This is a genomic window from Streptomyces montanisoli (assembly GCF_017813245.1).
In the GTDB taxonomy this organism is placed as follows: domain Bacteria; phylum Actinomycetota; class Actinomycetes; order Streptomycetales; family Streptomycetaceae; genus Streptomyces; species Streptomyces montanisoli.
On record NZ_JAGIQL010000171.1, the window covers coordinates 1 to 12649 of the forward strand.

At 72.1% G+C, this 12649-nt stretch carries 14 protein-coding genes; 6 read left to right on the forward strand and 8 right to left on the reverse strand.

The features are described from left to right. Positions 1-97 precede the first annotated feature (97 nt). Together JFN87_RS27850 and JFN87_RS27855 are read right to left on the reverse strand one after the other, a co-directional pair. Complete coding sequence (locus JFN87_RS27850; protein ID WP_209344355.1) at positions 98-310, reverse strand: DUF397 domain-containing protein; 213 nt, start codon at positions 308-310, stop codon at positions 98-100. Further along, complete coding sequence (locus JFN87_RS27855; protein ID WP_209344358.1) at positions 307-1182, reverse strand: helix-turn-helix domain-containing protein; 876 nt, start codon at positions 1180-1182, stop codon at positions 307-309. The genes JFN87_RS27850 and JFN87_RS27855 overlap by 4 nt, the downstream gene beginning before the upstream one ends. Before the next feature lie 152 nt (positions 1183-1334). Between JFN87_RS27855 and JFN87_RS27860 the strand changes: the two genes are divergently transcribed. The 3 genes from JFN87_RS27860 (at position 1335) to JFN87_RS27870 (ending at position 3237) form a co-directional block, all read left to right on the forward strand. Further along, positions 1335-1868: an ATP-binding protein gene (locus JFN87_RS27860; RefSeq protein ID WP_307865615.1), complete on the forward strand. Its 534-nt coding sequence runs from the start codon at positions 1335-1337 to the stop codon at positions 1866-1868. Between the two features lie 54 nt (positions 1869-1922). Next, entirely contained in the window at positions 1923-2834 is a 912-nt protein-coding gene (locus JFN87_RS27865; RefSeq protein ID WP_209344360.1) for a hypothetical protein, read from the forward strand. Positions 2835-2982: 148 nt separating this feature from the next. After that, positions 2983-3237, forward strand: coding sequence for a hypothetical protein (locus JFN87_RS27870; RefSeq protein WP_372449294.1), 255 nt, complete (start codon positions 2983-2985; stop codon positions 3235-3237). Between the two features lie 218 nt (positions 3238-3455). Here the strand turns inward: JFN87_RS27870 and JFN87_RS27875 are convergent, their stop codons facing one another. Further along, complete coding sequence (locus tag JFN87_RS27875; RefSeq protein ID WP_209344363.1) at positions 3456-3953, reverse strand: hypothetical protein; 498 nt, start codon at positions 3951-3953, stop codon at positions 3456-3458. Between the two features lie 76 nt (positions 3954-4029). Between JFN87_RS27875 and JFN87_RS27880 the strand changes: the two genes are divergently transcribed. The 3 genes from JFN87_RS27880 to JFN87_RS27890 all read left to right on the forward strand — a co-directional run bounded on the left by JFN87_RS27880 (position 4030) and on the right by JFN87_RS27890 (position 6628). Next, on the forward strand, positions 4030-4944 hold the full coding sequence (locus JFN87_RS27880; protein WP_209344365.1) for an NADP-dependent oxidoreductase: 915 nt from the start codon (positions 4030-4032) through the stop codon (positions 4942-4944). Between the two features lie 95 nt (positions 4945-5039). Then, the gene (locus JFN87_RS27885; RefSeq protein WP_443732207.1) at positions 5040-6155 is read left to right on the forward strand and encodes an alkene reductase; all 1116 of its coding nucleotides are present in this window, start codon (positions 5040-5042) and stop codon (positions 6153-6155) included. Positions 6156-6163: 8 nt separating this feature from the next. Further along, the gene (locus tag JFN87_RS27890) at positions 6164-6628 is read left to right on the forward strand and encodes a MarR family winged helix-turn-helix transcriptional regulator (RefSeq protein ID WP_209344369.1); all 465 of its coding nucleotides are present in this window, start codon (positions 6164-6166) and stop codon (positions 6626-6628) included. Between the two features lie 49 nt (positions 6629-6677). Here the strand turns inward: JFN87_RS27890 and JFN87_RS27895 are convergent, their stop codons facing one another. The 5 genes from JFN87_RS27895 to JFN87_RS27915 form a co-directional block, all read right to left on the reverse strand. Next, a complete protein-coding gene (locus JFN87_RS27895; protein WP_209344372.1) occupies positions 6678-8003 on the reverse strand; it encodes an MFS transporter in 1326 nt (441 codons plus the stop codon). Positions 8004-8046: 43 nt separating this feature from the next. Next, positions 8047-9561, reverse strand: coding sequence for an MmgE/PrpD family protein (locus tag JFN87_RS27900; protein WP_209344374.1), 1515 nt, complete (start codon positions 9559-9561; stop codon positions 8047-8049). Then, positions 9561-10388, reverse strand: coding sequence for a cyclase family protein (locus JFN87_RS27905; RefSeq protein ID WP_209344376.1), 828 nt, complete (start codon positions 10386-10388; stop codon positions 9561-9563). The genes JFN87_RS27900 and JFN87_RS27905 overlap by 1 nt, the downstream gene beginning before the upstream one ends. A 200-nt stretch (positions 10389-10588) precedes the next feature. Next, complete coding sequence (locus JFN87_RS27910) at positions 10589-11398, reverse strand: HpcH/HpaI aldolase/citrate lyase family protein (RefSeq protein WP_209344378.1); 810 nt, start codon at positions 11396-11398, stop codon at positions 10589-10591. Continuing rightward, positions 11395-12552 (reverse strand): CaiB/BaiF CoA transferase family protein, encoded by a 1158-nt coding sequence (locus tag JFN87_RS27915; RefSeq protein WP_209344381.1) that lies wholly within the window; start codon positions 12550-12552, stop codon positions 11395-11397. The genes JFN87_RS27910 and JFN87_RS27915 overlap by 4 nt, the downstream gene beginning before the upstream one ends. Positions 12553-12649 lie beyond the last annotated feature (97 nt).

Genomic DNA, 12649 nt, shown 5'->3' on the forward strand with positions numbered 1-12649 from the left:
GCGGCGAGCCGCCTGCTGGCGGAGCGCCTCGAAGCCCACCGGGCGGCTGTGCACGAGGCGCGCCTCGCGACGTCCCACTGACCCGCGCGCGGGCGGGTCAGCGCCGCGCCGCCGCGTACGCGACGAAGCACGCCCAGGCGCGGGGCGCGAGGGCGAGCCGTGCGCCCGCCACGTCCTTGGAGTCCCGCACGTGGACCGCCCCGGGGGCGGCGGCTATCTCGACGCAGTCGTTGCCGTCGCCGCTGCTGCTGTAGCTGCTTCTGCGCCAGGCAAGCAGGGCAACGTTCGGGTCTGCAGAAGTGCGGATCATGATTCTCCCAGCACGCGCTCGATGAGGGCCCGCGACTCTCGGGGTGTGAGGGCCTGCGCCCGGATCATTCCATAGCGGAGTTCGAGGATTCTGAGCTGCTTGGGATCTGACACCGGCCGCCCGCCGAACGCGCCCTCGGATCTCCCCACCGCTGTTCCATCGGGAAACTTCAGCACCTCGATCAAGCCTCCCGTCCCGAAATGCTCCTCACAGGAGGTGGGCACCACCTGAAGCGACACCTGCCGCAACTGCGACACCTCCAACAGCCGTTCGAGCTGTCGCCGCCACACCATCCTGCCCCCGACCGGGCGCCGGATGGTCACCTCCTCCTGGACGAAACTGAGCGCGGGGGCCGGTGACCGGTCGAAGACCGACCGTCGCGCCATGCGAGCGGCGACCATGCGTTCCGTCTCCTCGTCCGAGTACGCGGGAAGCCAGACGTCGAAGAGCGCGCGCATGTGCTCTTCGGTCTGCAACAGGCCGTGCACGTTGTGGTTGCTGTACAGCCCCATCTCGACCGCCCGCGCCTCCGAACGGGCCAGGTCCCGCACCTTCTTCGGGTACCGGACCTTGGCGACGTCCTCCTTCATCGCCGCCAGCAGGCCACCCGCCGCGAGCACCTCGTCGGCCTTGTCCAGGTACTCGGGGCGGGGAATCCGCTTGCCGCCCTCGATCTTGTAGACCAGGTCCTCGCCATACCCGGTCGCCACCCCGAACTCCCCGGCCCGCATCCCCGCCGCCTCCCGCCGTAGCCTCAACTGCCGCCCCACGGTGGCGATCACAGCCACGCCCCAGTCGTCGTCCGGGTCCACCTCCCACCCGGGCCCGTCCGCCTCGTCCCCGGGCCGCTGCGCCCCGCCGTCCACCGACATCCCCGTCCTCCTGTCCCGGCGCCACACCGCCTCGTACCGTCGCGCCCTGCCCGTGAAGCGGTGCCGACAGTCCGGACAGCACCGGACAAGCAACCGACAGTCACCGTACGCAACGGCCCGAACCCTTCACAGAGTAGGCACGGTTCGACACGGTGAGTGACGTGCCTCAGAAACCCGCCGGCCCAACGGCCCACCCCAACCTCTCGCTCAGCGTGCAGCTGTCGTCCACACCACGCGGCGCGCGCCTCGCGCGTCTGCTCGCGGACGTCCAACTGCGTGACTGGGGGCTCCCGTCGGACCCCGCGCGCCTGATCGTGGCCGAGCTGGCCGCGAACGCGGCCACTCACGGCCGCGTTCCGGGCCGCGACTTTCGTCTCGTCCTCCGTCTGCACGCCGACAGCCTCCTGCGGATCGAGGTCACGGACACTCGGGGCGAGTGCCTGCCCGAGGCTCAACCTCCCTGCGGGGATGCGGAGTCGGGCCGCGGCCTGCTCCTCGTGGACGCGCTCGCACACCGCTGGGGCGTGACGCACGACAGCTTCCCTCGCAAGACGGTCTGGGCCGAGTTGCGCCTCGTGCACACGACAGGGGGACAGAACCGAACGAAAGCCCGGCGCACGCACGTTCCTCGCACGCTCGCTCGCACGAGTGAAGAATCCGGCTTATCGGGATTTCCGGTCACCTGACCGCCCTACTCTCAGCACGACAGCCTCCGACGCGCCCCGTTAGAGACAGGAACCATGGTCAAGTCGTCACACGAAGCGATGCACCGGATCTTCCAGCACGACCCGGGCCTCTTCAGTCGGGTCTCCCGTGTGCTGGGCATCCCGATAGCCGCTCCGGTGAAAGTGGCGGTGCTGCCGACGGATCTCACGGAGACCAATCCAGTGGAACGCCGTGTGGACACACTGCTGCGCCTGGAAACCGCGGAGCAGGGCGCGTTCCTGCTGGCCGTCGAGGCACAGGGGCGTCCGGCGTCCGACAAACCGGCGAGCTGGGCGTACTACGTCTCGTTCCTGTGGAGCAAGTACCGGCTGCCGACCGCGCTGCTGGTCGTGTGCCAGGACCGCGGCACCGCACACTGGGCCCAGCGGCCCGTGTCCAGCGGCCCGCCCGGACTGCCCACACTCACCGTTCAGCCCGTCGTCGCGGGCCCGCACAACATGCCGGTGATCACCGATCCAGAGGAGGCCCGGGCCGACCTGGCGCTCGCCACCCTGGCAGCGATCACCCACGCCGCGAACCCGGACATTGGTACCGTATTGAGGGCCTTGTCCACCGCTCTCAAAGACGTCCCCGAGGACGAAGCAGACCCCATCATCGAATTCACCGCGCAGGGCATGGGCAAGCGCCCGGCAAAGGACCTCTGGAGGAAACTGGTGGCCGTGGACCTCTCTTTCTACAAGTCGTACCTCTCGGAAGAAATTCGCGACGAAGGCCGCGTGCAGGGCCGAGCACAGGGCCGTGACGAAGGCCGGGCGGAAGGTCGGGCCGAGGACATCCTGTTCGTTCTCGAGCAGCGGGGCCTCGACTTCTCCGACGACGTCCGCACACGTGTCACCGACTGCATCGACCCCGAGACCCTCCGCCAGTGGCTGGCCCGCGCCCTCACAGCAGCCACCGCGGAGGACATCTTCGGCGAAGAGGGCTGACCCCACGGCGACGCGTCCACAGCTCTGCTCCTTCCGGCGGGCACGTCGAGATGACTCGCCTCTGTGCCGTCGCTACTGCAACACCGCACGGAACGAGCGCTCGTCGACGCCGCGCCCGGCAATGGACCTCTGGAGGAAACTGGTGGCCGTGGACCTCTCTTTCTACAAGTCGTACCTCTCGGAAGAAATCCGCGACGAAGGCCGCGAGCAAGGCCGAACCCAGGGCGCGGCCCAGCGCGGCGCCGAAGACGTCCTATTGGTGCTGCAGCAGCGAGGCCTCGACGTCTCCGACGACGTCTACACACGCGTCACAGACTGCAGCGACCCCGAGATCCTCCGCCAATGGCTGACCCGCGCCGTCACGGCGCCCACGGCGGAGGGCATCTTCGACGAAGCGGGCTGACGGCCCGGCGGCGTCCCGCCAGGAATCAGCAGGCTCCCGTGCTGGGGCGGGGGCAGCCGCGCCAGGGGTGACGAGCGCCGCGCGCGCAAGGCGGATGTGCCCGCACTGGCCCGGCGGGGGTCGAGCATGAGCCCGGAGTCCCGGAGTCCTTACCCGTGCCTCAACGGCCGCCCGCAGGCGCAGCGCTGACTGCGGGATCCGGGGCAGCTCCCGCGCGCTCAGCAGCAGGCCGAGCGCCGGTGCCGCGAGAGCGAGCACCGAACCGGCGGCGGCCTGCGGGCCCATGCCCCCCATCGCCCACAGCAGAGGCTGGGCGAGCACATGCGCGTCACCCCGAGCCAGCACAGGACTGTTTCTGCGGCCGACGCCGCTGCCACGACCCCGCCGGCCGCGAACAGTGCGGCGGAGACGCCGCAGGCCGCTCCGGCCGCGGTCAGCAGTACCCACGGACCGTCCGGCCCGTCCTGAAGCAGCACGCCCGCGACGGCCCCGGCGGCAGCGCCGACAGCGGCCGACAATCCGGCGGGCGCCCGCAGCCCGGGCAACAGCAGATCGCGGCGTGAGCCGTGAGGGCTTGTGGGAGCGAGGAACAGGGACGCCTCGGAGGCGTGCACGGACATGTGGTCCGCACCCTCGAAGCCGTCCGCTTGCGCCGCCTGCACCGCCTGCGGTCGGCGGTCGGCGGTCGGCGGTCCGCCGAATACTTGGCTAGCCACCTAATCGATGCTACGTTTTATGTGTCCAGCCACGTAACTGGCGCCGGCGGATCGTTTCGCGAAGGAGACAGCAGTCATGAAGGCCATCGTTTTCGACACGTTCGGCGGCACCGAGGTCCTGCACGAGGCGGAGATCGAGACACCGCGGCCCGGCCCCAAGCAAGTCCGGGTGCGCGTGCGGGCGGTCGGTGTCAACCCGGTGGACGGGAAGATCCGTTCCGGGGCCATGGAGAGCATCTTCCCCACCACGCTCCCGGCCGTCCCCGGCGGCGAGATCGCCGGGGTGGTCGACGCCCTCGGCGAAGGCGTCGACTCGTTCACGGTGGGCGACGAGGTGCTCGGCTGGTCCGACACCGGTTCCTACGCCCAGTACGCGCTGGCCGACGCGTCCGTTCTCGCCATCAAGCCGGCCGGCCTCGACTGGACGCACGCTGCCGCGCTGCCGGTGGCCAGTGACGGTGCCGACCGCGCCCTGGACCTGCTTGACGTCAAGGCAGGCGAGACCCTGCTCGTCCACGGCGCGTCCGGCGCACTCGGCACCATGGCCGTCCAGTTCGCCGTCGCCCGCGGTGCCCGTGTCATCGGGACCGCAGGGCCCGCCAACCAGGAGTACGTGGCCTCGCTCGGCGCCACCGCGCTGGTCTACGGCGACGACCTGGTCGAGCGGGTCCGCGCGGTCGCCCCGGGCGGCGTCGACGCCGTACTCGACGCCGCCGGCAAGGGAGCGCTCGAGGACTCGATCACCCTGCGCGGAGGCACCGACCGGATCGTCACCACAGCCGACTTCCGCGCCCGCGAACTCGGCGTCGTCTTCTCGGACGGGCCCCAGCGCCGCTCTGGCGCCCGCCTGACCGAACTCGCCCAGCGGGCCGCCGACGGCAGCCTCGCCACAACCGTCGGCGCGACGCATCCGCTCGCCGACGCGGCCAGGGCCCAGCAGGCCAGCGACGCCGGTCACAGCCGCGGGAAGCTCGTCATCACCGTCGACTGACCCCCTGCTGAGCCCCCTGCTGAACCTCCTGCTGAACCCCTGCCGACATGCGGCAGCACCCGCCCAACCCGTACCCGCGGAGAGTTCCCGTGCCCATCACCGACGCAAGCGACACCAGCGACACCACCGACCCCACCGACCCCACTGGCCTCAACGCCCTGTGGCAGCCCACCCGCGCCGGGGACATCCGGCTGCCGCACCGCCTGGCCATGGCGCCGATGACCCGCGACCGGTCCACCCCCGAGGGCGTGCCGACCGAGCTGAACGCGGAGTACTACGCCCAGCGAGCCTCGACGGCGCTCATCATCACCGAGGGCACCCAGCCCTCCGCCGACGGCCAGGGCTACCTGCTCACGCCCGGCATCCACTCCCCCGAGCAGGTGGCCGGCTGGCGCAAGGTCACCGACGCCGTGCACACCGCCGGGGGCCGGATCGTCGTTCAGCTGATGCACACCGGGCGCATCGCGCACCCCGGCAACACCCCGCACGGCCGCCGGCCCGTGGCGCCCTCCGCCGTCCGGCCCGCCGGAACCATGTTCACCGCGACCGGACCGCGGGAGATGCCCGTGCCCCGCGCACTGTCCGAGGGCGAAGTCGCCGCGACCGTCGACGACTTCCGCCGCGCTGCCGTGTACGCCGTCGAAGCGGGAGCGGACGGGGTGGAGATCCACGGTGCCAACGGCTACCTCGTCCACCAGTTCCTGGCGGGCAGCACCAACAAGCGCACCGACCGCTACGGCGGCCCCGTCGACCATCGCATTCGCTTCGCCGTCGAGGTCGCCACCGCGATCGCCGGCGAGATCGGGGCCGGGCGCACCGGCATCCGCCTTTCCCCCGGCAACCCCTACAACGACATCCGCGAGGAGGACACGCACGAGCTGTACCCGGCGCTGGTGCGCGCCCTGGCCCCGCTGGACCTGGCCTACCTGCACCTGATCCACGCCGGCGACGAGGAACTCCTCGACACACTGCGGTCGCTGTGGCCGGGCACGCTGGTACTGAACCGCGCCGGCGCCGACCTGACCGCGCGCGCCAAGGACGTCGCGGACGGCCGGGCCGACGTCGTCACGGTCGGCGCGATGGCGCTGGCCAACCCCGACCTCGTCGACCGGATACGCGCGGGAAAGCCGCTGAACACCCCCGACCCGGCCACCTTCTACAGTGGCGGTGAAAGCGGCTACACCGACTACCCCACGCTCGGCGACGCATGAGGAGCACCATGACCGACCCCGCGTCCAGGACCCCCGGCACGGCGCGCGACGGCCGCCTCAGCTACGCCATCTTCCAGCTCGCCCGCACCCATCGCGGCCACGCCGCCGCCATGCTCCGCGACATGAACCTGCACCCGGGGCAGGAGCTGCTGCTGATGCAGCTCTTCGACCGCGACGGCCAGACCCAGTCGGAGCTGCTGGACAGCGCGGGCCTCGACCACTCCACGGTCTCCAAGTCGCTGCGCCGCATGCAGGAGGCGGGACTGCTCACCCGGGAGCCGGCCGAGCACGACCGGCGGGTCATGATCGTCCACCTCACCGACAAGGGCCGCGCCATGCGAAAGCCCATCGCGGACATGTGGCGGAGCCTGGAGGAGATCACGGTCCGGGACCTGACGGCAGAGCAGGCCGAGGCGTTCACCGCGACCGCCTACGCCATCGAGCAGGCCGTCAGGGACCACGAGCACCGGTAGGGCTGTCGCGCCGCGTCGGGCCCGGCGCGGGCGGCAGCCCTACGGGCGGTCAGTGCGGGTTCGGGGCCAGGTCCGGCTCCCGCCGTGTCGGCGGGAGTTCGTGCCGGCGCTCCCGCTTGGGGAGGATCAGCAGCGAGCCCGCGCCGATGACCGCCAGGACCGTCATCACCACGAACCCGCTGGAGAAGCTCCCCGTCGAGCTGACGATGAAGCCCATCACCGACGGCGCGACCACACCGGACAGGGCGAACGACGCGTCCGCGAACCCGGCCGCGACGCCCGGCTGGGCGGGTACGGCGTCGATCGCGGCGACCCACCAGATGCCGCCCGTGACGAAGCCGAGCCCGACGCCGATCGAGATGAACGTGACCGACACCGTCAGGGACGGCGCCGTGAAGATCGGGATGAGGGCCGCGCCCGAGAGCAGCAGCGCCACGCCCATGATGGTGAAGCGGGTGCGGGGGCTGCCCGTGCGGGAGAAGGCCTTGTCCGTGATCACGCCGCCCACGAGCGCGCCGATCACACCGGCCGCCCACGGTGCGACCGTGAAGAGGCCGACCGCGGTGATGCTGAGGTCGTACTGCGACGACAGGTACTCGGGCAGCCAGTACATGAAGCCCCAGAACATGAAGCCCCAGGCGAAGTAGCCCACCGCGATGATCCACAGGTTCCTGCTGGTGAGCACCGGGCGCCACTGGACGTGCACCCTGGCGGAACGTTCCTCCTCCAGCTGGCCCTCCGCGATGTGCGCGTGCTCCGCCGCCGAGACCCGGGGATGCTCGTCCGGTGTGTTGCGCAGCAGCGCGTAGGCGACCGCGAACCACAGCGCGCCCAGGCCCGCGAGCACCCAGAACATGCCGCGCCAGCCCAGGCCCGCGATCAGCTGCGTCACCACGGGGCCGCCGATCAGCAGCGATCCGGCGACGGCGACGCCGCCGACCATGGCGAGTGCGCGGCCGCGTTCCTTCTGCGGCAGCCAGCGGCTGACCGTACGGGTCGCGGCCGGGAAGCCGGGCCCCTCGCCCGCGCCCAGGACGACCCTCGCCACGAACAGGCCGATGAACGTCCCGGACACGGGCGTGACCGCGGTGACCACGGACCACAGGGCCACGCCGAGCAGCAGCACGCGCCGCGCCCCGTACCGGTCGACGAGCGGCCCCGCGAGGAACGCGAACACCATGTAGCCGATCGAGAAGGCGCTGCTGACATAGCCGTACTGGGACTTGCTGATGCCGAACGCCTTGGTCAGCGGGTCGACCGCGTAGCTGACCGCGCTCCTGTCGATGTAGTTGATGACGATGAGGGCGACGATCAGGCCGAGCGTCAGCCAGCGCACACGGGACCGCTCAGGGCGTGCGGAACGCACACTGCTCATGGGTTCTCACCTCACACGGGTGGGTCGGAAAGGCTGTGGTGCGTCATGTGCCGGTCACCACCGCGGACAGCGCGCGGGTCAGGCCCGCGGTGTCCTGGGCGCTGCCGATCTTCCATACCTCGTCGGCCAGTTCGCGGGCGGCCGCCTCCCTGCCCGGGCCCGCGGTGGAGCTTCCGGCCGCGTTCGCGAGGAACTTGGCGGTGAGCTCGTCGGCGTCCAGCGGGTCCTGCGGGCTGCCCCTGTTGACCATGACCCGTTCGGTCACGGTCGATCCGTCGTCCGCCCGAGCCGTCAGCACCGCGGGGAACTGGTGCGGAAAGGCGGCCGTGCACTCCTCGTCGGCGACGCACGTCACGCGCGCCGCGAGGGCGAGGCGGGCGGGATCGGCCGCCGCCTCGTCGGTGAAGTCCTTGTGGAACACGCCGAGTCCGGCGCCCGGCGCCGAGGGGTCGGCGAGGAGTCCCGCGGCCACGGTGTAGGGGCCGCTGAACGCCGCGTGGTACCCGGAGCGCGGGTGTGCCTTCTCGGCGGCCGGCTCCGCGATGGTGCGCAGGACGGGCGCGGGGACGCCGAGCGTCAGGGCGGTGATCCTGCCGGGGTCGACGCCGCGGCGGCGCAGCCGCATCGCCGCGTCCACGCCCGCGTGCGTGAAGTGGTTGCAGGGGTACGGCTTGATGAACAGCCGGGAGAGTTCCCAGCGTTCGCCGAGCCCGTCCGTGACGGCGGCGGCGACGAGGTCGGGGTCGAAGCGTTCGCCGCAGAAGGCCTGGAAGAACCCGAAGCGTCCCTCCAGCACCGTCGGCGGTCCTGTGAGGCCGAGCCTCGCCATGTCGGCGGCCACGACGCCCGCGTGTGCGGCCCAGCCGCAGTGCACACGCTTGACGGTGCCGCCGGTGCGGTTGGCCTCGATGATCCCGGAGCCCATGCTGGCGGCGATGCCGATGGCGGAGCAGATGCCGTCGGCGTCGAGCCCGCGCAGCATCGCGGCGGCGACGGCCGCGCCGATCGCGCCGCAGATGGCGGTGGCGTGCAGGCCTCGGTCGAAGAAGACCGAGTTGCCGAGCTCCTCGTCGTACTGGGCCATGCCGAGACGGCAGGTCACCTCGACGCCGACGGCGGAGGCCGCGAGCAGGTCGGCCCCGCAGGCGCCGACGGCCTCGGCGGTGGCGAGGGCGGCGGGCAGCACGGGCGACGAGGGGTGCAGGACCGACGGCAGGTGTGTGTCGTCGAAGTCGAGGCTGTGCGCGAGCGTGCCGTTGACGAGCGCGGCGGACGGCGCGGGCAGGCGCACGGACGAGCCGATGGCGGTGGCGGCGGGCGTGCCGCCCCACTCGGCGGCCAGTTCGCGCACGGCCGCGCCGGGGCGCTCGCCGAGGGCGGCGATGCTGTTGCCCAGCAGGTCGAGCAGGTGGCCCGTGATCTTCTCCGCGAGGTCGGCGCGGAGCGTTCCGCCGCGTACGTCGACGGCGAAGCGCGCGAGGTGCTGGGCCGGGGTGAGCCGGTCGGGTGTGGACGGGGCGGGTGCCGGGGACGCGCCGGCGGCGGGGGTCGCGGGCATCAGGACATCACCGCGATCGGGCGGATCGGGGAGCCGGTGCCGCCGACGATCCGGAGCGGCGCGACCACGAAGAGGAACGCGTGCTGACCGGTGGCCGCGAGGTCCTCCAGTGCGAGGTGCTCCATGATGTAGATGCCGTTGTCGACGAGCAGCAGCCGGTGCACGGGCAGCACGCTGTGTCCCGCGCCCGGCGGGATCTGCTCGCACGCGGTGGTGTCGCAGCCGACAGCCCGCACCCCGCGCTCGGCCAGCCACCGTCCCGCGTCCTCGGTGATGCCGGGCACCCCGGACTCCTTGCCGAGGTAGGCCACGGCGTCGTCGAACTTCCTTGCCCAGCCGGTGCGTACGAGGGCAACGTCGCCGCGGCCGGGCTCCGCGCCGCCGAGTTTCGCCGCGTGCTCCAGGTCGTCCGCACTCACCCCGTACCCGCCGGGCAGTGTGTCGGTGCCGTGCGCCGCGGCCACGTCGAGGAGCACACCGCGGGTGACCATGGCGGGCGTGTGTTCCGCGCCGTGCACGGAGAAGGCACCGCCGGCCTGCGCCTCGGCGGCGTCCGCGCCGCCGTGCAGCTTGCCGTCGTGGCTCACGTGGGAGAGCGCGTCGATGTGCGTGCCGACGTGGCCGCCGGTGATGATGACCTCGTTGGACGCGGAGCCACCGTCGGGCCTGACCATGTCACCGTGCCTGCGGGCCAACGTCATGCGGAATCCGGGATGGTTCGGCGAGCACGGCATGCCGGTGAACAGCGGCTGGCCGAGCTCGACGATGCGCGGGTCCGCCGGCAGGGCGTCGAGCAGCGGGTTGGTGGATTGCTGTGGTGAGGTCATGGCCTGCCTTGCCTCGGTGGGGTAGGTGTGGGGGCCGCGTGCCGCGCGGTGGGTGCGGTGCGGTGGGCCGGTGGGACAGCCGGTGCGGGTTGTGTACGTCTGGGTTGTGTACGTCTGGGTTGTCTGCGTGCGGGTTGTCTACGTGTGTGCTGGTGCGGGTGGGGTGGCGGGGTGCGCGTGCCTCGTGTGGTGCGGTGTGGTCAGCCGGTGCGTTCGAGGACCCAGCGCGCCTGCGCCACGACGGCCGGATCGACGAGCCGGCCGCGGTCGTCGAGCCAGGCCGCGCTGCCCGCGTCCGCCGCGTCCCGCAGGGAGGCGACCAGGTGGCGTGCCCGCGCCACCTCCTCGGGCGCCGGCGTAAAGGCCGCGTTGACCGGCCCGGTCTGCTTCGGGTGGACGACGGAACGTCCGAAGTAGCCGCGCTCAAGGGCGTGTTGAGTGCTGGTGACGAGCCCGTCGATGTCGGACACGTCCGTCCACACGCTCTGCACGGGCGGTGCGAGCCCCGCCGCGCGCGCGGCGACCACGATCCGGCCGCGCGCCCAGTCGAGCGCGCTGTCCGACCGTACCCGCAGGTCGGCACGCAGGTCGGCCTCGCCGAGCGACAACAACGCCACCTGCGGTGCCGCGCGGGCGAGTTCGTAGGCGCGCTCGACGCCGAGTGCGGTCTCGAAGAGCAGGTGCAGTGGCGCGTCGACATGGCTCAGGACCAGCGCGATCTGCTCCCGTGTCTCGCACTTGGGCAGCCGCAGGCCGGCCACGGGCGCGCCGGCGAGCGCCTCCAGGTCAGCGGTCCCATAGCGCCCCGCGACGTCGTTGACCCTGACCCACAGCGGCTTCGGCCACCGTTCACGTACCGCCTCGGCCGCCGCGGCGCGCGCCTCGGCCTTGCGGGCATGTGGGACGGAGTCCTCCAGGTCGAGCACGACGGCGTCGGCGTCGCCGCGCATGGCCTTGGCAAGCAGGTCCGCGCGGGTGGCGGGGACGTAGAGCCACGACCGGGCGTTCACACGATCCCCCGTTCCGCGAGCGCCGCGAGCGCGTCCGCGTCCACCCCGTACGCGCCCAGCACCTCCGCCGTGTCGCGCCCCTTGCGCGGGCCGGACCAGCGGACGGCTCCCGGTGTGTCGCTGAGCCGGAACGGCACGTTCTGGAACCGGACGGTGCCGAGTTCCTCGTCCTCGACGGTGGTGATCGTGTCGAGCGCGCGGAACTGCGGGTCCTCGAAGATGTCGCTCATGTCGTAGATGGGCGCGACGGCTGCCTGCGCCTGCTCGAACGCGTCGGTGACCTCGTCGCGCGTGCGTTCGGCGATCCAGCCGCCGACGGCCTCGTCCAGCTCGTCCGCGTGTTCCGCGCGCTCGGCGCCCGAGGCGAACCACGGCTCGTCCACGTACTCGGGCCGTCCGACCAGCCGCATCACACGCTCCGCGATGGACTGGGCGCTTGTGGAGACGGCGACCCAACTGCCGTCCTTGGTGCGGTAGGTGTTGCGCGGCGCGTTGTTGGCCGACCGGTTGCCCGTGCGCGGCTGGAGTTGGCCGAGCTGGTCGTAGGTGATGGCCTGCGGGCCGAGCAGCGTGATCATCGGCTCGATGATCGCGAGGTCGAGCACCTGGCCTCGGCCGGTGCGGTCGCGTGCGCGCAGCGCGGTCATGATGCCGAACGCGGCGGTCAGCGCGGAGACCCCGTCGGCGAGCCCGAACGGCGGGAGCGTGGGCGGGCCGTCCGGCTGGCCGGTGATGGCGGCGAAGCCGCTCATGGCCTCGGCGAGTGTGCCGAAGCCGGGACGCTTGGCGTACGGGCCGAGCTGGCCGAAGCCGGTGATGCGGGCCAGTACGAGGCCGGGGTTGATCGCGCTGAGCTCGTCGTAGCCGAGGCCCCACCGTTCCAGCGTGCCGGGGCGGAAGTTCTCGATCACCACGTCGGCGTCCGCGACCATGCGGCGGAAGACATCCTGGCCCTCGGGGCTGCCGAGGTAGAGCGTGATCGCCTTCTTGTTGCGGGAGAGCATCTTCCACCACAGGCCCACCCCGTCCTTGCTGGCGCCGTGGCTGCGCACCGGGTCGCCCTTGGGGTGCTCGATCTTGGTGACGTCGGCGCCGTAGTCGGCGAGGAGGGTGGCGGCGAGCGGCCCGGCGAAGAGGGTGGCGATGTCGAGCACCTTGACGCCGTCGAGCGCCGCGCCCGTGACGCCGTCGAGCGCCGCGCCCGTCGCGGGGCCGCTCGTACCAGTCGCGGGGCCGCCCGCGCCCGTCGCG